Consider the following 23,344-nt stretch of genomic DNA (forward strand, 5'->3'; position numbering starts at 1 on the left):
CGTAAAGCACGGACTGCGCCAACGTTGTGGGCTTTATGAATAACCGCCAATCATGTAACTTTGTGGCTTTCACTGCAAGAATAAAAGACCCTTTCAATCATGACTTGGCTCGGCAAAGTCGTCGGCGGGACGTTCGGTTTGTTCATGGGTGGACCGTTATTCGCTATTCTGGGCGCTGCCCTGGGGCACCAGTTCGACCGGGTCATGGGCAATGTCGGTCTGCTGCAAACGGATTTCGTTCCCGGTACGCAGAGTCGCGTGCAGATGGTCTTTTTCACCGTCACCTTTTCGGTGGTGGGGCACATCGCCAAAGCCGACGGACGGGTGTCGGAAGCCGAAATCAAATCCACCCGGGCCATCATGGATAGGATGGGGCTTTCGGAGGACATGCGCAAAACGGCCATCCGGCTGTTTAACGAAGGTAAGCGCGCCGATTTCCCGCTGGATGACACTTTGGATCAATTTCGAAGCGAGTGTCGCCGCCGATCTTCGCTGCTGCGCCTGTTTATCGAGTTGCAGCTGGAGGCGGCCTATGCCGATGGCGTCCTTCATTCAGCGGAGGAACAGCTGCTGCTCCGAATCTGCGACCGGCTTCAGTTTTCCCGCTTCGAGTTTCATGCCATCAAGGCCCGCATGGAAGCGGAACTGCGCTTTGCCCGCACGGGGAGCCAGTACTCTCAGTGGCGCCGAGAACGAGCCGCGGGCGGGCGCCGACCGTCGGCCGCCGATGCCTATGCCGTTCTGGGCATCACCCCGTCGGCCAGCGACCAAGAAATCAGGCGTGCTTACCGGAGGCTGATGAGCCAGCACCATCCCGACAAATTGGTCGCCAACGGCTTGCCCGAGGAAATGGTCAAACTAGCCACCGAAAAAACCCAGCAAATCAGGAGCGCTTATGAAGTTATCGCCAAGGCACGCAAGTTCTGAGCGCTCGCGGCACTTTTCAAACACGTTCTGAGAGGACACGTCATGCCATCTTTCGACATCGTATCGGAAGTCAATCTGCACGAAGTGAGCAATGCGGTCGACCAGGCCAACCGCGAAGTCGGCACACGCTTCGATTTCAAGGGTTCCGACGCCCGTTACGATCTCGCGGAAGCCGTCGTGACCCTGCACGCGCAGACCGAATTTCAGCTTCAGCAAATGATGGACATCCTGCACACCAAGTTGGCCAAGCGCGGGGTCGACATCGCCTGTCTCAAAATCGATCCGCCTCTGGTTTCCGGCAGGGAGGCGCGTCAGACCGTAACCTTGCGCCAAGGGATCGATTCGACGCTCGCCAAGACTATCGTCAAGCTGATCAAGGACAGCAAACTGAAAGTGCAGGCCGCGATTCAGGGCGAACAGGTCCGGGTGACGGGCAAGAAAAGAGACGATCTGCAAGATGTCATCGCACTGCTGCGCGAGGCCAAGCTGGAATTGCCATTGCAGTACGTCAATTTCCGGGATTGACCGGTTTCGGCGTGGCACGGGGACCGCTCCCGCAGCATTCAGCGCTTGTATGCCAGGCGCGGTCGTGCCCAATTCTGATATGTGTGCGAGTGAATCTGCGGTTGTTACCGACCGGCAAGGCCGCCTGCCGACGCGTTTCGTCGGCAGGCGGCTTTCGGCAATCCTTTTGGGATCAGCTTCGTTCCGTTGCGAACGCGGGCTCTTCATCCTGCAGCGATAGCTGACTCGATCGCTGCAACAAGCCGCTGACGACCTGCCAGGCGATCGACAACGCGCCGACGATGAAGACGACATCGCCAAACGTGCGCACCCAGCGCAGCATCTCGAGGAAGGGTTGCTGCAGAAAGGCTTCGCTGCGCGCATACCACAGGCCCTGGCTGACGCTGGCATGGAACTGGAACAGTCCGATAGGTAAGAGACTGGTGGCGATCATCAGCACCAGCCCTGCATTGAGCCACCAGAAGCCCGTCTTCATCAGCCGCTCGCTGAGCACCAATTCCGGACGGACATAGCGCAGCACCAGCAGCGTGAAGCCCAGCGCGAGGAAGCCGTACACGCCGAACAGTGCGGCATGGGCGTGCACCGGCGTGGTGTTGAGCCCTTGTACATAGTAGAGCGAAATCGGCGGATTGATCATGAAGCCGAATACGCCCGCGCCCAGCATGTTCCAGAAGGCGACGGCGATGAAACACATCAGCGGCCATTTCAGGTTCGTCATCCACGTCGCGCGATCCTTGAGACGCCAGTTCTCCCATGCCTCGTAACCGAGCACCACCAGCGGAACCACTTCGAGCGCGCTGAAACTCGCGCCCACGGCCATGATCGGCGTGGTCGTGCCGGAGAAATAGAGGTGATGAAACGTGCCGGGCACGCCGCCGAGCATGAACAGCGAGGCCGAGGCCAGGCTGGCGGTCGTCGCCATGCGCGCGGAAACGAGGCCCAGCGTGGAGAAGACGAAGGCCAGCGCCGTGGTGGCGAACACTTCGAAGAAACCTTCGACCCAAAGATGCACCACCCACCAGCGCCAGTACTCCATCACCGACAGGTGCGTGCGCTCGCCGTAGAAAAAGCCGGCGCTGTAAAAGAGGCCGATGGCCACGACCGAGGCGGTGAACAGGGCCAGCAGGTTCTTGTCGCCCGCCCGTTTGAATGCCGGCACGATGCCGCGCAGCATCAGCACCAGCCAGAAGGCGACGCCGACAAACTTGCCGATCTGCCACAGCCGGCCGAGATCCACGTACTCGAACCCTTGATGGCCGAGCCAGAAGTTGAGCTCTTTCGGCATCACCTGCGCGATCGCCAGATAGTTGCCGATGAAAGAACCGAGCACCACGATGACCAGCGCCCAGAACAGGATATCGACGCCGGTCTTCTGATAGGCCGGGTCCTTTCCGCCGTTGATGAGCGGCGCGAGAAACAGGCCGGCCGCCAGAAAGCCCGTGGCGATCCAGAACAAGGCGCTCTGGATATGCCAGGTGCGCGCCAATGAATAAGGCAGCCATCTCGAAATATCGAGGCCGTAGAACTCTTGCCCTTCCACCGTGTAATGCGCGGTGAGACCGCCCAAGAGGACCTGGAAGGAGAACAGCGCGACCACCAGGAACAGATATTTCCCCAAGGCCCGTTGCGAGGGCGTGAGCGCGATCAGGGACAGGGGATCGCGCGCCGGGGCTTTCGGGTCGCTTTCATCGTGCTTCCGCAGGAACGCCCAGCCCCAGATCAGGAAGCCGACGCCGGCCATCATGAAGGCAACGCTGGCGATCGACCACACGATGTTCTCGCCGGTGGGCCGGTTGCCGATCAGCGGTTCGTGCGGCCAGTTGTTGGTATAGGTGGCGCTGGAACCGGGGCGCTCGGTTGCGGCGGCCCATGCGGTCCAGAAGAAAAAGGCCGAGAGGTCGCCACGCCGTTCGGCGCTCGGCAGCGTGGCCTCTTTCATGGCATAGCTTTCGCGGGTGCTCCGTAGCTCGGGCGCATCGCCGAACAGCCGGTCGTAATAAGCGGCAGTCCGTGCGATCGCTTCGGCTCGCTGCGCCGAGACAGTCGCGGTGCCGGTCGCTTCATCGAAGGTATTGTGCCGGTATTCATGCTTCAGGCGCGCCGTCAGTATCGCCTGGCGCTCCCCATCAAGGGCGTCGAAGTTCATGCCGTATTCCGCTTGTGCGGCCAGCTCCAGCCAGTTCGACAGTTCGCGGTGCAGCCAGTCGGCGGTCCAGTCCGGCGCCTGATAAGCGCCATGCCCCCAGATCGAGCCCAGCTGCATGCCGCCCACGGACTGCCAGGCGGTCTGTCCGTCGAGAATGCGGTTCTGGGTGTAAAGCGTCCGGCCTTCGTGCGTGATGACGCGCTGCGGAATCGGCGGCGCGCTGCGATAGACCTCGGTGCCGTAATAACCGAGCACGGTGAAGGTCACGGCCAGTACGCCGATCAGCGTAAACCAGAGCTTACGGTAATTATCCATGAGAGGCCTCCGTTTTATGGACTGGTGTCGCGGTTTCGAAAAGGACGTTGTTCTCGAGATAGATGTTTTCCATCAGGTCTACGCACAGCGCGGCCAGTCCCAGATACAGCGCACGCCAGGTATTGCAGGCGCCGGGCGGCGGGGTGAAGCCATCGGTGAGGCCGTTGAGGCGTTTGAGTGCTTCGCCGTAATAGTCATGTTCCATGCGCATGACCAGAATCAGCGTGCGCGCGAAGGCCCCTTCACCGCGAGCCAAAAGAGGGAACAACACCTGCTCCTCCGTCTGTATGTGACTTTCCAGCGCCTGTTCCAACACACTGAGGTGATCGGCCAGTCCTCGCGGGCATGAGGGATGCTCGCCGTGCGTCTGCTCGATCCGGCGCGCCAAGTGGATCAACTCCGGCAGTTGTCGGCGATGTCGTTGGTGAAAACGATCGAGGAGATGCGTGATGAGTGCCGACGGAGGCGCATTCTTCCAATCGGTCGTCTCGGAAGTCTGCTGCTCCTCAAGGCTTTCGAGCTTGTTATCGATCTCCTGTGCCCGCCGCCCTTTGGCTCGGACCGCTTCGCGGAGACTCTGTCCGTCGGGGCGACGGAATTTCGGTGCGTATTGTTGAAAGATCTGCGTTGTTCCGGCGAGACTGCCCGGAGGTTGGTCGAGTGTGTTCATGATCGGCTCCATTGAGAATTCCAATCTTCCCTTAGCAAGCCGTAGGCCACACAATCTCAATAATAAAATCAGTAACTTAAATAATAAAAGGTATTTTTAACCATGGCGTGTTATGGTTGTTACTACCATATACGGTAAATAACACCATGATTGAGAACATGCTGGTCGCCGACCTGGCGGCCGACTTGCCGCAGGCTATGCGCTTGCAAAGACTGGTAAGCGCCTTGCGGACACAGTTTCGTTGCGGGGCGGTTGCCCTGCTGCGTTTGGAAGAAGCGCATTTGCGTCCGGTCGCCGTCGACGGCTTGGTACGCGATGCCTTGGGCAGGCGCTTTGCGATGAGCGAGCATCCGCGCCTCGCCGCCATTCTTTCGCGTCGCGAGCTCACGTGCTTCGATCACGACAGCACGCTGCCCGATCCGTACGACGGCCTCATCGAGACGCATGTCGGCGAGCCTCTCCCGGTGCATGACTGCATGGGCATCAGTTTGTACGTGGAAGATCAGCCGTGGGGCGCGGTCACGCTGGACGCCCTGGAAGTCGGCGTGTTCGACGATGCCGCGCGGGACTGTCTGCGCCAATACACGGCGTTGATCGAGGCTTCGATACGGGTGACCCGATTGGAAGCGGAAATCCGTGCGTTGCGCCTCGCTCACGATAAGGAACCCTTCTCGGCATCGCCGTTGGAAGACGACGGCGAGATCGTCGGTCAGAGCCAGGCCATCACTCAATTGTTGCGGGAGCTCGATGTCGTGGCCGATTCCGAACTCCCGGTGCTGTTGTTGGGCGAGACCGGCGTAGGCAAGGAATTGTTCGCGCGTAGGCTGCACCGCCTGTCGCGCCGTCGCGCTCAGCCGCTGGTCCACGTCAATTGCGCGGCCTTGCCCGAATCGCTGGCCGAGAGCGAGCTGTTCGGCCATGCCAAGGGAGCGTTCTCGGGGGCGGCGGTCGAGCGTCCGGGTCGCTTCGAGGCCGCCGAGAACGGCACGCTGTTTCTCGACGAGGTGGGCGAATTGCCGCTCGCGGTTCAGGCAAAGCTCTTGCGCACGCTGCAGAACGGAGAGGTTCAGCGCCTCGGCGAGGATCAACCACGGCATGTGAACGTGCGGGTGATCGCCGCGACCAATCGCAAGCTGCGCGACCAAGTACGTGACGGGGCTTTCAGGGCGGACCTTTATCACCGTCTCTCGGTTTATCCGGTGCACATACCGCCCCTGCGCGAGCGCGACAACGACGTGCTGCTATTGGCGGGCCGCTTTATCGAACTCAATCGCGCACGGCTGGGCTTGCGCAGTCTGCGGCTCGCTCCGGAAGCGGAAACTGCTCTCAGGCAATATCGCTGGCCGGGCAATGTGCGCGAACTGGAGCATGCGATCAGCCGTGCCGCCTTGAAGATCATGAGTCGTGGCGTCGATCGAAACGATATCGTCACCCTGCCCGTCGATTTGCTCGATCTCGACCTCGATCAGTTCGAACCTGGTCCCGATGTGGACTCCACGGCTTCGGTTCACGAACCGGCGGTGGTTTTCACGCTGCGTACGGCGGTTGAGGAAAGCCAACGCCGCTGCATACAGCACGCGCTTCGCTTGTGCGGCGGAAACTGGGCCAAGGCCGCGCGCCAGCTGGACGTGGACCCGAGCAATCTGCACAAGCTCGCGAGGCGGCTAGGTTTAAAGCCGGACGACGTACGAACGGGGCTAAGAGAAAAATGAGAACGTCGCGAGCAGAATGGCGCCGGCGATCACCCAATACCTCGGGCGAACCTTGTCGGCCCACTGCCGCGCGGTGACGAGTTCTTTCAGCCACCACGCCTTGGCAGCCGCGACAATCCCGCCGAGGATCGCCGTGATCTTTCTGACGATGAAGGGCGATAGACCCAGAAAAACCACCAGGCCAAACCAGGCGGTGACCATTTGCGCGCTTCGGGTAGATAGCCCGAAGTGTGTTTCCAGCAGGTGTTCGGATGCGAGCTCCACGACCTCCACGAAAAGATGAAGTCCTTCCAATAGGAAGGCAAAAACAGCATCGCCCTGAAAGGCGATGACCAACAGAACCAGGGTGATCAGACTTCTGATCTGAATTTCTTTTCCCATGCTTACCTCGGGTGGATCGAGATGCTTCCGTCAGCATTCCCGGTGCGCATCTCCGAGCGACGATGGCTCGCGGAGATTGCCAAACGGTTGACGGTTTTATTGGGGGATAGCATTAGAGGAGTCCGTGATAGCCATACATCACTCGATTGCAGGTTGCCGTCCCGATTCGGCGCGGCTCGGCCGAGCCGTTCCGGAGACGGTTGCTCCGTAGCGGAGAGCCTGGGCGCGGCACGGTTCGCCTCTAACGAATCATTTTTCGGTACCAGATCGGCCATGGTGATTGCCTCTGCTTTTTGCGTTGCTCAACAGGACAGCGTCGGCGCTTGGTTCTCGTTTCTGCCGGCGCGCTCTCAGTCGGCGATCGATTGGGGGCGCGTGATGTCGGCGTTGTTCGTATATCCCCCGCCCAGGGCTTCGATCAGATCGGTCATGGCCACGAGCTGGTTGGTCTCCAGGCTCTTCAGCACATATTCCTGATTCAGAACCGCTTGCCGGCTCTGGAGTACCGTGCGGCGATCGTCCAGTCCGGCCTGGAGGCGCGTCTGCGCGAGGTCGAGATCTTCCCGCTGTGAAACCAGGAGACGCCGGTGCGCCTCCAATATGTTGCGGGTCTCGCGCCAGCTGCTCAGGCTGTCTGCGACCTCTTGTATCGCCTGCACCAAGGTGTCGTTGTACAGCTCGACCGCTCCGTCGTACTCTGCCCGCTGCGCCGACAGCTCGCCACGCAGGCGTCCGCCCTCGAACCAGGGCAGCCTGAGCCCCGGCGCGATCCCGTAAGCGAAACTCGAACCCGAGAACAGAACGTTGGCCAGGGAGCTCGCCCCTTTGGTGGTGAGCCTCAGGGCATTCACGCCGACGAAAGCGGTGAGATCGACCGTGGGCAGAAAGCGCGCCTTGGCCTCTTTGATCCTGTGCGCCGCCGCCTCGGTCCGATGGAGGGCGGCAGCCAGGTCCGGCCGATGCGCGAGCAGGCCTATGGGAAGCTGGGTGGGCAGCGGAATTCTTTCCGGGATGGTCACCGGATTGGCGAACAGTTGGCGGGTTTCGTCCGGGCTGGTACCCATCAGCCGGGCCAGTAGATTCCGCTGCACGTCCAATTGATCCTCGGTACCGGCTTCTCGTTTTTGGGCCGTTTCCAGGGCGATGTGCGCCCGCTTCACCGAGCTGGCAGACGTGAGGCCGCTTTCGAAGCGGGTATCGGCGAGCTCGAGCAGCTCATGACGCAGCTCCACCATTTCCCGGGCCAGATCGAGCTGCCGCCTGAGCGCCGCTCCGCGGAAGTAGGCTCGGGCGATGGCGGTCGTCAACTGCAGACGGACTTCCGCCTGTTCGGCCGCGGTCGCTTCCGCCTCGCCCAGCGCCGCTTCCAGCGCCGCTCGATTCTTTCCCCAGAAATCGAATTCGTAGCGGAGACTTACGGGGTTGATGCTGGCGAAAATGACGTTCGCGCCTGCCGCCTCTTCGCGATTGAGCGCGGCGAATACGCCGTTCTCCGAAATCCGTTCGTTGGCGAACTCCACGTCCGCGTCCAGGAAAGGCAAAAGTCTCGCGCCTTCCACTCGGGCCATGGCCTGCGCCTGGCGCAGCCTCGCCGCCGCTGCCTTGAGGCCGGGATTGTCCTTGAGTGCCACCGCCATGAGACGATTCAGTTCGGGACTATCGAACTGCCGCCACCATCGGTCTTCGGGCCATGCTCTCCTCGGCGTCAGGGGCTCCTTCTCGCGGGCTTCGGATAATCCATGCGCCATGTCGGGGGCGGGCATGAACTCCGCGCGCTTTCCGCCGGGCGGAATCCAGGCACAGCCTGCGGCAAGGAGCATGCATCCGACGGCGAGCCCGGCCCAAAGGCTTCGACCTCTAGCAAACGCGGGAGTGGACAAGTTGAAGCGCCAGCTATGCAGGCGCCCTGAGAAAATCACTAGCATCCACTGTCCTCGCAGTAAACTTTTATCGGCGCCCCGGTTTGCCGAAATTGCTCGCGGCACCGGGCCTGTTCATTGGTCACCTGAAGCTGGCGTTTGCGCAGGGTCGTTCGACACGCATTCGGAAAAGTCGGCGATGACCGATTGGACGAGACCGGCCGTGAGTACCTGACGGATTCACACGGGTTGCTGCCGATGGTGAAGCATTCCGGATGACGGGGGCTTGTCGGGAACGCCAGCCATTAGGCTGCAGGCGGCGAACCCTAGGCACCGTTTCGGCCGGTCCTGTCGGCTAGACAGTGGCAGGATCAGTGCCAATTTGTAACTAACTGAACTAAATGAGAAACTTTCAAACGCAATTCTGAGCAAAATTGTCAGATACAGTCATTTTGACTACATGCACTCGTCAGTCATCAGATAAGTTACTGAGCTACAAACAAATCGTACGAGAAAGACTGACCGACTCATCGTTGTCATTTCGCCACACAAAATGATTTGATTAAGAACGATGTCATTTTTACTCGATACGTTTGGCGATTCGCAGAACGCTCTGCTCGACACTGTCCTGGATTTGACCGCGTGCCTGCCGTCGAGAGAGAGATATACCCGGCTCCTCGCCGCGTTGAGCCGGGTGGTTGGGAACGATGCCTGTGCCTTGTTGCGCTGTCAGGGCGATGTCCTGGTGCCTACCGCCTCCCAAGGACTTAACGCCGAAGTCATGGGCCGGCAGTTCCGGCCCGAAGAGCAGCCACGCCTGGCCGCTGCTCTCGCTTCCCGGAAGCCGGTCCGCTTTCCGGCCGACGATTCGCGGCCGGACCCTTACGACGGGCTGCTGCTCAATGATTCCGGAGGGCGATTGCAGGTCCACTCCTGCGTTGGGTGCGCCCTGTATTCCGAAGATGACTTATTCGGTGTATTAACGGTCGACTCCCTGGCGCCCGGCGCCTTCGACGGGATCGAAGACCGGGTATTCGAGATTTTCGCCTCGATAGCCGCCGTGGCGATGCGCTACGAAACCTTCATCAACGCGCTGGAAGCCTTGGCGAATCATCGCGGGCTGGTCAGCCGGGAACTGGTGCGGGAAGCCTTGCTGCGCGGTGGTCGAATGCTGGGCGAAAGCCCGGTCATGCGGGACCTGAACCGAGAGATCGATATCGTCGCACGGTCCGATCTGACGGTTCTTCTGACGGGGGAAACCGGTGTCGGCAAGGAGGTGGTGGCCCGCACTCTCCACGCGCGTTCGCGGCGCGCCGACCAGCCTCTGGTCCATGTCAATTGTGCGGCGCTTCCGGAGACTCTGGCGGAAAGCGAACTGTTCGGACACGTGCGCGGTGCTTTTAGCGGCGCGAACGCCGACCGGTCCGGCAAATTCGAACTCGCGGACGGCGGTACCTTGTTCCTGGATGAAATCGGTGAACTGCCGCTCTCGATTCAGGCGAAGCTGCTACGGGTATTGCAGTTCGGAGAGATTCAGCGCCTGGGATCGGACAAGAATCATCGGGCCGATGTCCGCATCATCGCGGCGACCAATCGTCATTTGGCGGAGGAAGTGAAAGCCGGCCGATTCCGAGCCGATCTTTACCATCGGCTGAGCATCTATCCCTTGCATGTACCTCCACTCCGGGAGCGGATCGAGGACATACCGTTGCTGGCGGGGCATTTTCTGGATCAGGCACGGGTGCGCCTGGGCCTTGATCGGGTGCAGTTGGCGTCTTCGGCCGTCGAGGCCCTGACATGCTATAGCTGGCCGGGAAACATACGGGAGCTCGAGCATGTGATCCTCCGGGCAGCGTTGCGCGCTTCCAGCCGGGAGAGTTCGGTGATGCTCCAGGTCGAAGATCTCGCGATTGGGGGCATGTCGGCGCCAAAGCGAGTGCCAGAGGTCGAGTCGGCCAGCGGCACGTCGCGGTCTCTGGCGGAAGCCGTAGCGGACCTTCAGCGGCAGGAGATACGCGCCGCTTTGGACCGCTCCTCTCAAAACTGGTCGGAAGCTGCGCGGCGGCTGGGACTCGACCGCAGCAATCTGTACCGCCTGGCGAGGCGACTGGGAATCAAGTAGGCCAGCCGTGCAATCGGGTGCGTAGCGGCTTCACCCAAACCGTGAGATCGGTAGCAGGTAGGACGGTCACAATTCATACGGCTTTTCTATTCCTTCTAAGCGGTCAACTGCCGTTTCTAGGACGATGTGCTCGCGCGACCGCATCAGCCTAAATCGCCCCAAATCGCTTGTATCGCCGACAGTGCGGCGAGCACGGCGGTTTCCGTCCGGAGGATACGTGGCCCCAGCCGAACCGGGACGAACTCCGCTTCTCGGGCCAGCACCCGCTCCTTCTCGGCGAAGCCGCCTTCGGGCCCTGAAAGGATGCTTACAAAACCTTCCGGCCGCGGCAGGTCCTTCAGGCCGACCGCAGCTTGCGGGTCGAAAAACAGCCGCAAGCCTTCGCGTCCTACCACCCAATCCTTAAGCTCGATCGGTTCCTCGACCTCGGGTACGCGGTTCCGGCCGCATTGCTCGCAGGCGCTGCGCGCCACTCTCTGCCAGTGCTGGCGCCGGTTTCCGCGTCGCGTATCGTCGAGGCGAACCACGCAATGTTCGGTGAACAAGGGCGTAATTCGGCTCACTCCGAGCTCCACCGCTTTCTGGATGGCGAGATCCATGCGTTCGCCGCGCGAGATGCCGAGGCCGAGGTGAGTGGTGAGCGGCGATTCGACTTCGCGGTTTCGCCCGTCGCCGATTTCCACGTGAACCTCATCGCGTCCTATAGCCGAAACCCGAGCCGAATATTCGCGCCCGTCGCCGTTGAACACGGTCAGGTCGGCCCCTTTTTTGAGCCGAAGCACGGTGCGGAGATAGTGGGCGCTTTCCTCGTCCAGCCGAAGGACCGCGCCTTCTTCGAGCGTTTGCTGAAGATAAAGCCTGGAAACACGCATAGCTAATCTTTGGTTGCGATATCGATGGCTTCGCCCGCGACATCCGCCATGAAGCGGATTTCGTCGGGGGTGATGACGTATGGCGGCATGAAATAGACGACGTTGCCCAGGGGACGCAGCAACACGCCCCGCGACAGGCCGTGGCGATACACGCGAAGCCCGCGCCGCTCCTGCCAGGGGTATGGTTCGCGATCGGCCTTGTTCCTGACCAGTTCGATGGCCAGAATCATCCCGGTCTGGCGGACTTCGGCGACGTGCGGATGATCCTCGAACGCCGCGGATTCGGCCATGGCCTGTGCCAGCCGTTTGTTGGCCACCAAAGTGTTTTCCCGCTCGAACAGATCCAGCGTCGCCAGCGCTGCTCGGCAAGCGAGAGCGTTTCCGGTATAGCTGTGCGAATGCAGGAATGCCTTGAGCCTGGCATATTCATCGTAAAAGGCGGCGTAGACCGCCTCGGTGGTCAGCACGCAGGACAGCGGCAGGTACCCGCCCGTCAGCCCTTTAGACAGACACATGAAATCCGGCCGGATATCCGCCTGCTCGCAGGCGAAGAAAGTGCCGGTACGTCCGAAGCCGACGGCGATCTCGTCGGCGATCAGGTGCACGCCGTGGCGGTCGCAGGACTCCCGCAAGAGCTTCAGATAAACGGGGTCGTACATGCGCATGCCGCCCGCGCATTGAACCAGGGGCTCGACGATGACCGCGCAGGCCTCCGCCGCGTGAGCCGCGAGTGTCCGTTCCATCTCGGCGAATTTCCGCCGGGAATAATCCGCCCAGGTTTCTCCCGGCTCCCGATGATAGCAGTCGGGACTCTCGACGGTGATGGGTTTCAGCAAGAGCGGCTCGTAGGTCTCCTTATAGAGCGCCACGTCGCCGACGGCCAAGGCGCCCAAGGTTTCGCCGTGATAGCTGTTGCTCAAGGCGATGAAGCGGGTCTTCTCCGGTTTTCCGGCGTTTCGCCAGAAATGGAAGCTCATTTTGAGCGCCACCTCGACCGCGGACGAGCCGTTGTCGGCATAGAAACAGCGGGATAGTCCTTTCGGCGCAAGGCCGATCAGCCGTTCGGCCAGCCGGACCGCCGGTTCGTGCGTGAATCCGGCCAAGATTACGTGTTCCAGCGTTTCGAGTTGATCCTTGAGCGCGGCCTTGATGTAAGGGTGGCCGTGGCCGAACAGATTCACCCACCAGGAGCTGATGGCGTCGAGATAACGGTTGCCTGCGAAGTCTTCCAGCCACACCCCCTGCCCGCGCTTGATCGGTATCGGCGGCAGGGCTTCGTGGTCCTTCATCTGAGTGCAGGGGTGCCAGAGGACGGCGAGGTCGCGGCTGGACCAGTCGTGGTTGTTCATGGTCGAATACAGGAATCAAGTGAAAATGGCGTTGATCGCATAGGAGATACAGTCGTGAGCCGGCCTCATACTCTGATGACTCCGAATCCTTACGAACGCTTGCTCGCGCTGCCGGAAAACCTGGTGGGCGAAGTGCTCGACGGCGAGCTGTATACCCAGCCCCGCCCCGCCGGGCGCCACGCCGCGGCGGAGTCCGGTCTGCAGAGCAAAATCGGTGGGCCATTCCGCTACGGCGACCCCGGCGGGTGGTGGATCCTGGTGGAACCGGAAGTCCACTTCGTTCGTGACACCGAAGTCGCCGTGCCCGATCTCGCCGGCTGGCGGCGGGAACGGATGCCGACGCTGCCCGAAGACCACCGTTTCGAAGTGGTACCGGACTGGGTGTGCGAAATTCTTTCGCCCTCGACCGAGCAGAAGGACCGTGCCCGAAAGCTGCCATTGTACGCCCGTTACGGGGTTTCCTACGCCTGGCTGGTCGACCCTCTGGTACATACCCTGGAAGCCTTCGCGTTGCGCGAGGAAGGCTGGTTGCTCATCGCGACGCTCAAGGACGACGATCCGGTCAAGGTTCCGCCCTTCGACGCTATCACCTTCTCGCTGGCGGATTTGTGGGCGTGAGGCTCAATCCGCCGCAATCCCCATATTCCTCCAAATCCCCAACACCGCCTCGGCACGATTCAGCGTGTAGAAATGCAGTCCTGGCGCGCCCTGCTCCAACAGCCGTCGGCACAGGTCGGTCACCACTTCCAGCCCGAAGGCGCGGATCGATTTGCGGTCATCGCCGAACACCTCGAGCCGTTTCCGTATCCAACGCGGGATATCCGCTCCGCAGGCGTCGGAAAACCGGGCCAGTTGCGTGTAATTGGAGATCGGCATGATGCCGGGCACGATGGGAATGTCGATGCCCATTTTTTCGCAGTCGTCGACGAAGCGGAAATAGGCTTCGGGATTGTAAAAATACTGGGTAATGGCGCTGTCGGCGCCGGCCTCGACCTTGCGCTTGAAGTTGCGCAAATCGGCCTCCATGCTGGCCGCCTGGGGATGCATTTCCGGGTAGGCCGCCACTTCGATGTGGAAGTGATCGCCTGTTTCCCGACGGATGAATTCCACCAGTTCGTTGGCGTAACGGAATTCTCCCGGTGACAGCATGCCGGAGGGCATGTCCCCGCGCAGCGCGACGATATGCCGGATGCCCTGATTTTTATAGGCTTCCAGAACCTCCCGCACGCTAGTCTTGGTGGACGCGATGCACGAGATATGAGGAGCCGCCTCGATGCCGGTATTCCGCTGGATTTCGACCACCGTCTCGAAGGTCTTCTCCCGCGTCGTCCCGCCCGCGCCGAACGTCACAGAACAGAATTTCGGCTTGAGCGCGGCCAGTTTCGCCAGGTTCGTGCGGAAAGCGTCTTCCGCTTCATGATTCTTCGGCGGGAAGAATTCCAGGCTGAAGATTCTCGGATATTTTTTTTGCGATTCCATGGGAGTCATCGTATCTCAGATAGAAGAAATCCTGCACAAGGCAGGATTTCTTCGTGGTCAGAACGGTAAGCGTAGGGCAAACGGTTTTCTACCCTATTTGCTGCCTCGCAGGATCAATACCGGTAATGATCCGGTTTGTACGGACCGTCCACCGGTACGCCGATGTACGCCGCCTGTTCCGGCGTCAACTGCGTGAGCTGTGCGCCGATCTTCTTGAGATGCAGGCGCGCCACGTGCTCGTCCAGATGTTTCGGCAGCACATAAACCTTGTTCTGGTACTTGTTGCCATGGCAGAACAGCTCGATCTGGGCCAAGGTCTGGTTGGTGAACGAGTTCGACATGACGAAGCTCGGATGACCCGTGGCGCAGCCGAGGTTCACCAAGCGCCCTTCGGCCAGCAGGATGATGCGCTTGCCGTCCGGAAAGATGACGTGGTCGACCTGCGGCTTGATGTTTTCCCAGGTGTACTTCCTGAGACTCGCGACCTCGATTTCCGAGTCGAAATGGCCGATGTTGCAGACGATGGCGTTGTTCTTCATCTTTGCCATGTGATCATGGCTGATGACGCCAACGTTGCCGGTGGCGGTGACGAAGATGTCGCCCTTGTCGCACGCGTCGTCCATGGTGACCACGCGGTAGCCTTCCATCGCCGCCTGCAAGGCGCAGATCGGATCGATTTCGGTGACCCATACGGTGGCGCCGAGGCCACGGAACGCTTGGGCGCAGCCCTTGCCCACGTCGCCGTAGCCGAGGACCACGCAGATCTTGCCCGCAATCATCACGTCGGTGGCGCGCTTGATGCCGTCCACCAGCGATTCGCGGCAGCCGTACAAATTGTCGAACTTGGACTTGGTCACCGAATCATTGACGTTGATCGCCGGGAACGGCAAGCGGCCTTCCTGCTCCATCAGGTACAGGCGGTGTACGCCGGTGGTGGTTTCCTCGGTCACGCCCTTGATGTTGGCGAGCACTTTCGAATACCAGCCCGGCTGGGAAGCCAGACGCTTCTTGATGGCGGCGAACAGTACCTCTTCCTCTTCGCACGTCGGCTTGTCCAGGAGCGAGGGGTTCTTTTCGGCGCGAGAACCCAGCGTGATCAGCAGGGTCGCGTCACCGCCGTCGTCGAGAATCATGTTCGGCGTGCCGCCGTCGTGCCACTCGAAGATGCGGTGAGTGAATTCCCAGTATTCTTCCAGGGATTCGCCCTTGTAGGCGAACACCGGGATGCCGGCGGCGGCGATGCCCGCAGCGGCGTGGTCCTGGGTGGAGAAGATATTGCAGGACGCCCAGCGCACTTCCGCGCCCAGAGCCACCAGGGTCTCGATCAATACGGCGGTCTGAATGGTCATGTGCAGACTGCCGGCGACGCGGGCGCCCTTGAGCGGTTGCAGTGCGCGATACTCCTCGCGCACCGCCATCAGGCCCGGCATTTCGGTTTCGGCGATGGCGATTTCCTTGCGGCCCCAGTCGGCCAGGGAAATATCGGCGACGCGATAGTCGTTGGATGAATCAGGATTTGCGACAGCGTTCATGTTTCATGCTCCTCATTGCGTGAATTTCTCCACCGGCCACAAACACTGGTCAGGTGTCCCGACCAGCGGAGATGAACCGAGCGCCGTTGACATAACAGTTGCGCCGACCGAGCCTGGCGGATGTCCCGTCGCAGCGCTCCTCAGCCCGCACAACACCGCCTCACCCGGCGGCCGGGTAAAACATTACAGAGCGGATAAGCCGGCCGCTTCGCGCAGTGCCTCGGCCTTGTCGGTCTTCTCCCAGGTAAACGTGTCCTCGGTGCGGCCGAAATGTCCGTAAGCGGCCGTGGGGCGATAAATCGGCTGCAGAAGATCCAGCATGCGGATCAGCCCCTTCGGCCGCAGATCGAAATACTCGCGCACCAGCTGCACCAGGCGTTCCTCGGCGATGACCCCCGTGCCGAAAGTATTGACGCTGATGGAGGTCGGCTCGGCCACCCCGATGGCATAGGACACCTGAATTTCGCAGCGTTCGGCCAAACCTGCGGCGACGATGTTCTTGGCCACGTAGCGGCCCATGTACGCCGCCGAGCGGTCCACCTTGGACGGGTCCTTGCCGCTGAATGCGCCGCCGCCGTGCCGTGCCATGCCGCCGTAGGAATCGACGATGATCTTGCGGCCGGTCAGTCCGCAGTCGCCGACCGGACCGCCGATGACGAACTTGCCGGTGGGGTTGATGAAGTACTTGGTGTCCTTGTGCAGCCATTCTTTCGGAAGGACGTGGAGGATAATTTCGTCCATCACCGCCTCACGCAGGATTTTCGGATCGATATCCGGTGAGTGTTGGGTGGACAGAACCACGGCATCGATGGCGACCGGCTTGTTGTCCTCGTAGCGGAAGGTCACCTGGCTCTTGGCGTCAGGACGCAGCCAGGGCAGAAATTTCTTTTTTCTCACTTCCGCCTGGCGCTGCACCAGCCGGTGGGCGTAAGTGATGGGAGCCGGCATCAACACATCGGTCTCGTTGGACGCGTAACCGAACATCAGGCCCTGATCGCCGGCTCCTTGTTCGTGGTCGTCGGATTCGTCGACGCCCATGGCGATGTCGGGCGACTGTTTACCGATGGCCGTGAGCACCGCGCAGCTTTCCCAGTCGAACCCGATCGACGGATCGTCGTAGCCGATTTCGCGCACGACCTGGCGTACCAGCGTCTCGGTATCCACCCAGGCCGATGTGGTAACTTCGCCCGCCAAAATCACCATTCCGGTCTTGACCAAGGTTTCGACGGCCACTCTGGCCCTCGGGTCTTGTCTCAGCATTTCGTCCAGAACGGCATCGGAGACTTGATCGGCGATCTTGTCCGGATGGCCTTCGGAAACGGATTCGGAAGTAAAGATAAAGTTGTTGCTCACAGTATGACCTTCCTTAAAAACGGTGATTACGAGCGGGCCTAAAAGCCCGCCATTATAGGGTAATGGGATAGACCGACCAAATTTTTGCGGCAAAAGTCAATGGGCATCCGGCGCAGTCTCAAATCACCCGGAAAACCGCATTCAGCCCGAGCAGCAGAAAGCTAAACGGAATCGATGCTAACAGAAGAAACAAGGAGACGACGAGGCCGGCGCGAATGCCGATCGGTCGTCCAGTCCGATCGAAGCGGACGCCAAAGCCGTAAAGAGCACCGAGCATCTGTGATGCCACCGCGATTACAAAAATCAGGATATACCGTTCTTCCAGGCGAAATGCATGCGCCAGTATGTCGCTCGACACCGTGAGCATCAGCGGTGCGTAAACCACGGCGGACGGCAAGGCGAGGCCGTAAGCGCGGGGGAGCGTCAGGCGGATTCCGACCGTTCGTCGCACCGCGAACCGCAATGCCGCCATCCACGGAAGATTGATGATGAGGTAAATCAGGACCAGCCTGGAAAAATCGTCGACCGAGTACGCGGACGGGCGGAGTACGAGATCGACTGAAAGATACAGTAAAGGGTGAGCCTTAAAAAGCAAAGGGTTCACGGTTTTATGCCCAAAAATTAGACATCATCCAGGAAATAGCCTATTTGATGGCTGATCTTGCCGGGAATGTCGCATCATATCGTCCACAGTTCCTTACCAACCGGCCGACCAGCAAACATTGCTATAATCCCGCAGTTTTACCTCAGCTAAAGGAGTATCCGACCCCATGTCTTTGATGAAAGTCAGTTCCGGCAAGAGCGTTCCGAACGACATCAACGTGGTCATCGAAATCCCGGCGTACAGCGATCCGGTGAAGTATGAGATCGATAAAGAAACCGGAGCGCTTTTCGTCGACCGCTTCATGGGCACGGCGATGCAATATCCCTGCAATTACGGTTACGTTCCGCACACTTTGTCGGAAGACGGCGACCCCGTGGACGTGCTGGTGGTCGCTCCCTGGAAACTATTGAGCGGATCGGTGGTTCGCTGCCGGCCGATCGGTCTATTGAAAATGACCGACGAAGCCGGCGGCGACTGCAAGATTATCGCGGTTCCCCACGACAAATTGACCCCGCTTTACAGCAAGGTCAACTCCTTCCGCGACATTCCCGACAGTCTGCTCGCCCAAATCGCACACTTCTTCGAGCACTATAAGGACCTGGAACCCGGCAAATGGGTCAAGATCGACGGCTGGTACGACGGCGAGGAAGCGAAGCAGGAAATCACCAGCAGCATCGAACGTTACAACTCGGCCAAGAAAAAGCCGAATTTCTGATCAGTCTCCGACCGAGAGCCCGTCCTCCCATCAAACGTCGTAATCCATGCTGAGCTACCGCCACGGCTTTCACGCCGGCAATCATGCCGATGTATTCAAACATCTGGTTTTGACCCTGCTAGTCCGCTCGCTGCTGCGCAAGGAAAAGCCGTTTTTCTATCTGGACACCCATGCCGCGGCCGGGCGTTACGATCTCGGCTCGGCGATAGCCCGCAAGAATCGCGAGTACAAAACCGGCATCGGTCCATTGTGGGAGGTTAAAGACGCGCCCGAGGCGATCCTGAACTATCTCGGAGCCGCGCGAGCTTTGAATTCCGACGGCAAACTTCGCTTTTATCCCGGCTCGCCGCGTATCGTCCGGCACTATCTGCGTCCGGGCGATCGGATGGCGCTTTCCGAACTTCATCCCAACGAAGTCAAGGTACTCGGCGAGGAATTCGCCGGCGACAAGCAAGTCAAGATCCATCATCTCGACGCCTATCAGGCGCTCAAGGCGTTGCTGCCGCCTTCCGAACGGCGGGGCCTGGTGCTGATCGATCCGGCCTTTGAGCTCAAAGACGAGTGGCGGCGTCTGCTGGACGCCGTGAAGGAGGCTTATCGGCGTTGGGCGACCGGTATTTTTGCAGTCTGGTATCCGATCCAGGATCGCGCCACGGCGGACGATTTTCTACGCCGTTTCAAGAAATCCGGCATCCGCAAGGTATTGGTCGCGGAATTCTCGATCCTCGACCCTGACGAAACCCTCCGCCTGAACGGCAGCGGCATGGTCATCATCAACCCGCCCTGGAAACTGGAAGAGGAACTGCGCAGTCTGTTGCCTTGGCTGTGGGAAAAACTGGCGGTGGATGGCCAAGGGACGTGGCGGGTGGAGTGGCTGGTTGGAGAGTGAGCCAAGGGCGAAATATCGTGCACCGTATGCAGACGTTCCATTCGGCGCATTACGTCAACGCTAATGCGTCCTACGCGGTCCATTGGGCGGTCAGGTTGAGGGAAGCGTCAGACCGAATTATGAATCCGGGTGCGTTTCAGCCCAAGGCCGAATATGTGCGAGGGTTTCGGCCATCGTCTCGCGCGCGATCATAGTGTCGTAATGAGCTTGGGCGCGGAGCCAATAACCATCGGACAAGCCGAAAAAACGACACAATCGAAGATCGGTATCCGCGGTAACGGAGCGTTTTCCAGCGACTATTTCTCCGATGCGGCGTTGGGACACGCCGATCTCCTTCGCCAACCTGTACTGGGTGATACCCATCGGATTCAGGAACTCTTCGAGGAGCAGTTCGCCGGGAGAAACAGGAGCAATATCGCGCATAAGTATCCTCTCAATGGTAATCGACTATCTCGACGTCGAAAGCCTTGCCGCTCTCAAAGCGGAAACAAACGCGCCACTGGTCGTTAATGCGAATGCTCCACTGATCCTTTCGGTCACCTTTCAAGGCTTCCAGCCGATTTTGGGGAGGTACTCTCAGGTCCTCCAAGCGCCCCGCGACATCAAGCTGCGTCAGTTTTCGGAGCGCCACTCGTTCGATATTGACGAAACGTGGAACTCGCTCACCTCCGAACAGGGCCTCCGTTTCGCGGCATTTGAACGATTCGATCATGACAACAATGCTGACGAGAGGCGTTAGTATTGTCAAGCGCCACTATTGCTGGGTTGGATCTCGTAAGATTCGTAAGATAAGAGCACCAGTTACCCGGAGCCCGCGTAGGATGTGCCGACGTAGGAGGCGCATCGATCGCGAATTTGAACGATGCGGTTCCTGCGTCACGGCATCCTACACGTGCTATGCGGACTGATATCCATAAAAAACGTCCATGACGTATCACGACTCTGGAATGATGGGTTTCGCTTCGCTCTACCCATCCTACATGGGCTGCAATCCTTGCAGGTAAGTTATGCACCTATCAGCGACATTGCTGCTTTTGATAGGGCGACGACACCGCCTGCACAGGCAAGGAATGCAGAAAGCCCAACAACCCAGTTGAACACCCTCAGTGGCATAGGCGCGTTCATAATTTCAGCGCCGGCCCGGCTGTTCCTAAGCTTGGCAGAGAACTTCAAGCCGACAGCGATCATCGCAAAAACCTGCCCGAGCATAAACAAGAGTGAAAAGACTATGCTTGCCGACAAGAGCAACCATCCGTTTTTCAGAAGCGAGATAGCTTCCGATGGGAATTGCGGCGGTGTTCCGTTCAGAAATGCACCGATAGTGATTGCCTGAACGCCGCCGCTTAGGAAAAGAACTTGTCTTACCAAAGCATCGATCTTAGATCGGACTTCGACTGAGTATGTATTAAACATGCCCAGTGATTCGGTGAGCGGAATTTTCTCTTCGTTCATCCGACTCTCCCCCAGCCTAACTAGAATTGGGCGACCCGAAAGGGCAAGACCTTACGCCTTGAAGGTGCATAAAAAACCGCGATCCTAAAGCCGACGCGCTGTTCGAAATAACCGAAGCCATTTTGGCACCCTAGATTCCAAATCGATTACGTCTTCGGTGTCCGGATCGGGAGGCCATGCCTGTGACTGTAGTTCTGGGAGGTCGGGTTGCGGATTTCGGGCATACGGAGAACCGAGGCGGCGCGATGGTGAATCGTTATTGCGACATACGTCAAGTCAGCTAAAGCTTACAAATCGGGCCGGTATTTGATCCGATACGACATTGGGAATCCGGCGCCACACATCTTCGCGTCTAGTCTAGGTCGGCGGTGGCGAGGAGATGCATCGGGCGGCGAGAAGTGTCCTGGCCTGAAAGCTCTTCCAGGATTCGCGATCAGGAAGACTCAATGGGACTCCTCGGTCTTCTCGCTCTCATCGCCGACGGGCTCCAGGCTCAGATTCATCGTGCCGAATGGCGACTCGCCGGTTTGAGCGCTCTCGGTTTTTTCGCTGCTCTGATCTTGAGGAGACTCCGTATTTTCCGGCGATGTGTCCTTGGGAGCACGCTGCTGGCCCAGGCTGATTTTCAATCTGACGTTGTTGGCCGAGTCCGCATTGCGGATGGCTTCTTCGGCGGTAATCCGGCCGGCCTGGTACAGCTTCACCAAATGGCTGTCGAAAGTTTGCATGCCCAAACCTTCGGATTTCTCCATGACTTCCTTGATCGCGTGGACTTCGCCCTTCCGGATCAAATCGCAGACCAGGGGCGTTCCGAGCAGAATCTCGATGGCGGCGGCTCGCTTGCCGTCCACCGTCGGCACCAGGCGCTGCGAGACGAAAGCCCTCAGGTTGAGGGACAAATCCAATAACAGCTGATTCCGCCGCTCTTCGGGGAAGAAATTGATGATTCGGTCGAGCGCCTGGTTCGAGTTGTTGGCGTGCAGGGTCGACAGGCACAGGTGGCCGGTTTCCGCGAAATTGATGGCGTATTCCATCGTGTCCTGGGAACGGATCTCGCCGATCAGGATGACGTCGGGCGCCTGCCGGAGCGTGTTCTTGAGCGCGTCTTCGTAAGTCTGGGTATCGACGCCGACCTCCCGCTGATTCACCAGGCACTTTTTGTGGGGGTGCATGAATTCGATCGGGTCTTCGATGGTGATGATGTGCCCGGCGGAGTTGCTGTTGCGATAGTCGATCAGTGCCGCGAGCGAGGTCGACTTGCCGGAACCGGTGGCGCCGACGAACAGAATCAGTCCCCGTTTTTCCATGATGACGTTTTTGAGGACTTCCGGCAGACCCAGGTCGTCCACCTTGGGAATGTTGACCTTGATATTCCGCACCACCATCGCATGGGCGTTGCGCTGCTTGAAGATGTTCACGCGAAAACGCCCCACGCCTTCCTCGCTGATGGCGAGATTCATTTCCGGACGCCGCTCGAAATCCCGCCGCTGGCCTTCGTCCATGACCGAATAGGCGGTCTCTTTGATCATGTCGTCGGTCAGTTCAATGGTATCGACAGGCGTCAGCTTCCCCTGAAATTTGGCGGCGGGGGGAGCGCCGGCTGTGAGATAAAGATCCGAGCCGTCCTTGTAGACCAGGAGCTTGAGGTAATTCTTGAACTTCATAGGCATTCTTCCTCGGCTGAAAGGGTAGTTTGATAACGACCGCGGATTTGCGTCCCGCATCATCGAAACGCTGTCGTTACGCCGAGAACCTCGTTTCATGTATCGCAGTCCGGCGCCGACACTCCAGTGATCCAAGTATAGATACCGAATCCTGCCCGACCGTGAACTGAGCCGCACAAATCAAGCGGCTTCGCGCCTCATTTCAAAAATCAATTCGTAACCGGAATACGGGGGTTGACACAGAAATGAGAATGATTATCATTTGTGACGTGTTCATTAGTTTCGGGAGTCGTGCCGTGAACTCCGCCGACCGTACGATTTTTTCAATCAGTCCGCCGACAGCGTGCGACTGCAACGTTCGCCATCAAACTGGTCAGACTACTCGAGAACGGAAATCGGCACGCCGAGGATTTTCACTGTCTGGATCTGCCTTCGAAAGATTTTTCCAGACGCCTGTTGCTGTCGGCCGGCTTGAATACGGGTCGGCTATTTGTTGAAACGCCGGGGAGAGATACATGACCGTCAAAAGCCGCGCATGCGCCGATGCGGCGCCATCACCCGATTTGCTGGAGGAGAGTTTGCGTTTTCTGCTGATGCGGTATGCGAGAAATCCGTCGCCATCGACAGCCGGGCATATCGCCGCCTGCTTGGACGGACTGCTCGCTCATCCCGAGTTTAAAGCGGCTCCGGACGACCGCTGCACGTATCGTCGGATGCGGTGCTATTGGCGGTTGGTCGAGCGCCTGGGTTGAGACAGGCGATACCCTTTTGGCGGACT

At 59.5% G+C, this 23,344-nt stretch carries 22 protein-coding genes and 1 riboswitch; of the genes, 8 read left to right on the forward strand and 14 right to left on the reverse strand.

The genetic code is table 11. From position 1 onward, the window contains the following. The first annotated feature begins 99 nt into the window (after positions 1-99). Both djlA and JOD69_RS16730 read left to right on the forward strand, forming a co-directional pair. Positions 100-927 (forward strand): co-chaperone DjlA, encoded by an 828-nt coding sequence (gene djlA, locus JOD69_RS16725; protein ID WP_086134428.1) that lies wholly within the window; start codon positions 100-102, stop codon positions 925-927. Between the two features lie 42 nt (positions 928-969). After that, the gene (locus JOD69_RS16730) at positions 970-1,452 is read left to right on the forward strand and encodes a YajQ family cyclic di-GMP-binding protein (protein ID WP_077728199.1); all 483 of its coding nucleotides are present in this window, start codon (positions 970-972) and stop codon (positions 1,450-1,452) included. Between the two features lie 172 nt (positions 1,453-1,624). Here the strand turns inward: JOD69_RS16730 and JOD69_RS16735 are convergent, their stop codons facing one another. Both JOD69_RS16735 and JOD69_RS16740 read right to left on the reverse strand, forming a co-directional pair. Next, the gene (locus JOD69_RS16735; RefSeq protein WP_086134427.1) at positions 1,625-3,913 is read right to left on the reverse strand and encodes a nitric-oxide reductase large subunit; all 2,289 of its coding nucleotides are present in this window, start codon (positions 3,911-3,913) and stop codon (positions 1,625-1,627) included. Next, positions 3,906-4,583 carry a hemerythrin domain-containing protein gene (locus JOD69_RS16740; RefSeq protein ID WP_086134456.1) on the reverse strand — a complete coding sequence of 226 codons (678 nt, stop codon included), beginning with the start codon at positions 4,581-4,583 and terminating at the stop codon, positions 3,906-3,908. The genes JOD69_RS16735 and JOD69_RS16740 overlap by 8 nt, the downstream gene beginning before the upstream one ends. Positions 4,584-4,729: 146 nt before the next feature. Here JOD69_RS16740 and norR (JOD69_RS16745) point away from each other — a divergent pair, with 146 nt between their 5' ends. Next, on the forward strand, positions 4,730-6,295 hold the full coding sequence (gene norR / locus JOD69_RS16745) for a nitric oxide reductase transcriptional regulator NorR (protein WP_077728197.1): 1,566 nt from the start codon (positions 4,730-4,732) through the stop codon (positions 6,293-6,295). Here the strand turns inward: norR (JOD69_RS16745) and JOD69_RS16750 are convergent. Both JOD69_RS16750 and JOD69_RS16755 read right to left on the reverse strand, forming a co-directional pair. Next, complete coding sequence (locus tag JOD69_RS16750) at positions 6,281-6,676, reverse strand: hypothetical protein (RefSeq protein WP_077728196.1); 396 nt, start codon at positions 6,674-6,676, stop codon at positions 6,281-6,283. The two genes, norR (JOD69_RS16745) and JOD69_RS16750, sit on opposite strands and share 15 nt — an antisense overlap. Positions 6,677-7,026: 350 nt before the next feature. Next, the gene (locus JOD69_RS16755) at positions 7,027-8,601 is read right to left on the reverse strand and encodes an efflux transporter outer membrane subunit (RefSeq protein ID WP_245245645.1); all 1,575 of its coding nucleotides are present in this window, start codon (positions 8,599-8,601) and stop codon (positions 7,027-7,029) included. A gap of 505 nt (positions 8,602-9,106) precedes the next feature. Here JOD69_RS16755 and norR (JOD69_RS16760) point away from each other — a divergent pair. Further along, positions 9,107-10,657 carry a nitric oxide reductase transcriptional regulator NorR gene (gene norR, locus JOD69_RS16760; protein ID WP_086134425.1) on the forward strand — a complete coding sequence of 517 codons (1,551 nt, stop codon included), beginning with the start codon at positions 9,107-9,109 and terminating at the stop codon, positions 10,655-10,657. A gap of 143 nt (positions 10,658-10,800) precedes the next feature. On the opposite strand, the gene JOD69_RS16765 is transcribed toward norR (JOD69_RS16760), so the two are convergent. Further along, positions 10,801-11,529 (reverse strand): 16S rRNA (uracil(1498)-N(3))-methyltransferase, encoded by a 729-nt coding sequence (locus tag JOD69_RS16765; protein WP_086134424.1) that lies wholly within the window; start codon positions 11,527-11,529, stop codon positions 10,801-10,803. Between the two features lie 2 nt (positions 11,530-11,531). After that, positions 11,532-12,878, reverse strand: a complete 1,347-nt coding sequence (locus JOD69_RS16770) for an adenosylmethionine--8-amino-7-oxononanoate transaminase (RefSeq protein WP_086134423.1) — start codon at positions 12,876-12,878, stop codon at positions 11,532-11,534. 75 nt (positions 12,879-12,953) lie between these two features. On the opposite strand from JOD69_RS16770, the gene JOD69_RS16775 reads away from it, so the two are divergent. Next, positions 12,954-13,496 carry a Uma2 family endonuclease gene (locus JOD69_RS16775; RefSeq protein ID WP_077728191.1) on the forward strand — a complete coding sequence of 181 codons (543 nt, stop codon included), beginning with the start codon at positions 12,954-12,956 and terminating at the stop codon, positions 13,494-13,496. Positions 13,497-13,499: 3 nt separating this feature from the next. On the opposite strand, the gene metF is transcribed toward JOD69_RS16775, so the two are convergent. From metF to JOD69_RS16795, 4 genes are all read right to left on the reverse strand, one after another. Then, entirely contained in the window at positions 13,500-14,357 is an 858-nt protein-coding gene (metF, locus tag JOD69_RS16780) for a methylenetetrahydrofolate reductase [NAD(P)H] (RefSeq protein WP_077728190.1), read from the reverse strand. 113 nt (positions 14,358-14,470) lie between these two features. Continuing rightward, entirely contained in the window at positions 14,471-15,889 is a 1,419-nt protein-coding gene (gene ahcY, locus JOD69_RS16785; RefSeq protein WP_077728189.1) for an adenosylhomocysteinase, read from the reverse strand. 71 nt (positions 15,890-15,960) lie between these two features. Further along, positions 15,961-16,037: riboswitch (S-adenosyl-L-homocysteine riboswitch) on the reverse strand. Between the two features lie 35 nt (positions 16,038-16,072). Next, a complete protein-coding gene (gene metK, locus JOD69_RS16790) occupies positions 16,073-17,242 on the reverse strand; it encodes a methionine adenosyltransferase (protein ID WP_086134422.1) in 1,170 nt (389 codons plus the stop codon). A 118-nt stretch (positions 17,243-17,360) separates the two neighbouring features. Then, the gene (locus JOD69_RS16795) at positions 17,361-17,846 is read right to left on the reverse strand and encodes a hypothetical protein (protein ID WP_139841090.1); all 486 of its coding nucleotides are present in this window, start codon (positions 17,844-17,846) and stop codon (positions 17,361-17,363) included. A 166-nt stretch (positions 17,847-18,012) separates the two neighbouring features. Between JOD69_RS16795 and ppa the strand changes: the two genes are divergently transcribed. Further along, positions 18,013-18,561, forward strand: coding sequence for an inorganic diphosphatase (gene ppa, locus JOD69_RS16800; RefSeq protein WP_077728186.1), 549 nt, complete (start codon positions 18,013-18,015; stop codon positions 18,559-18,561). A gap of 46 nt (positions 18,562-18,607) precedes the next feature. Then, positions 18,608-19,450 (forward strand): 23S rRNA (adenine(2030)-N(6))-methyltransferase RlmJ, encoded by an 843-nt coding sequence (locus JOD69_RS16805; protein ID WP_086134420.1) that lies wholly within the window; start codon positions 18,608-18,610, stop codon positions 19,448-19,450. A 117-nt stretch (positions 19,451-19,567) separates the two neighbouring features. Here JOD69_RS16805 and JOD69_RS16810 read toward each other — a convergent pair whose 3' ends face one another. The 4 genes from JOD69_RS16810 to JOD69_RS16825 form a co-directional block, all read right to left on the reverse strand. Further along, positions 19,568-19,873, reverse strand: a complete 306-nt coding sequence (locus tag JOD69_RS16810) for a HigA family addiction module antitoxin (RefSeq protein WP_077728184.1) — start codon at positions 19,871-19,873, stop codon at positions 19,568-19,570. A 10-nt stretch (positions 19,874-19,883) separates the two neighbouring features. Beyond that, positions 19,884-20,162, reverse strand: coding sequence for a type II toxin-antitoxin system RelE/ParE family toxin (locus JOD69_RS16815; protein WP_086134419.1), 279 nt, complete (start codon positions 20,160-20,162; stop codon positions 19,884-19,886). Positions 20,163-20,455: 293 nt separating this feature from the next. Continuing rightward, positions 20,456-20,902 carry a hypothetical protein gene (locus tag JOD69_RS16820; protein WP_086134418.1) on the reverse strand — a complete coding sequence of 149 codons (447 nt, stop codon included), beginning with the start codon at positions 20,900-20,902 and terminating at the stop codon, positions 20,456-20,458. A 443-nt stretch (positions 20,903-21,345) separates the two neighbouring features. Further along, positions 21,346-22,566, reverse strand: a complete 1,221-nt coding sequence (locus tag JOD69_RS16825; protein WP_077728181.1) for a PilT/PilU family type 4a pilus ATPase — start codon at positions 22,564-22,566, stop codon at positions 21,346-21,348. 515 nt (positions 22,567-23,081) lie between these two features. Between JOD69_RS16825 and JOD69_RS16830 the strand changes: the two genes are divergently transcribed. Further along, positions 23,082-23,318, forward strand: a complete 237-nt coding sequence (locus JOD69_RS16830; RefSeq protein ID WP_086134417.1) for a hypothetical protein — start codon at positions 23,082-23,084, stop codon at positions 23,316-23,318. Positions 23,319-23,344 lie beyond the last annotated feature (26 nt).

It is taken from the genome of Methylocaldum sp. RMAD-M (assembly GCF_017832375.1).
Lineage (GTDB): Bacteria > Pseudomonadota > Gammaproteobacteria > Methylococcales > Methylococcaceae > Methylocaldum.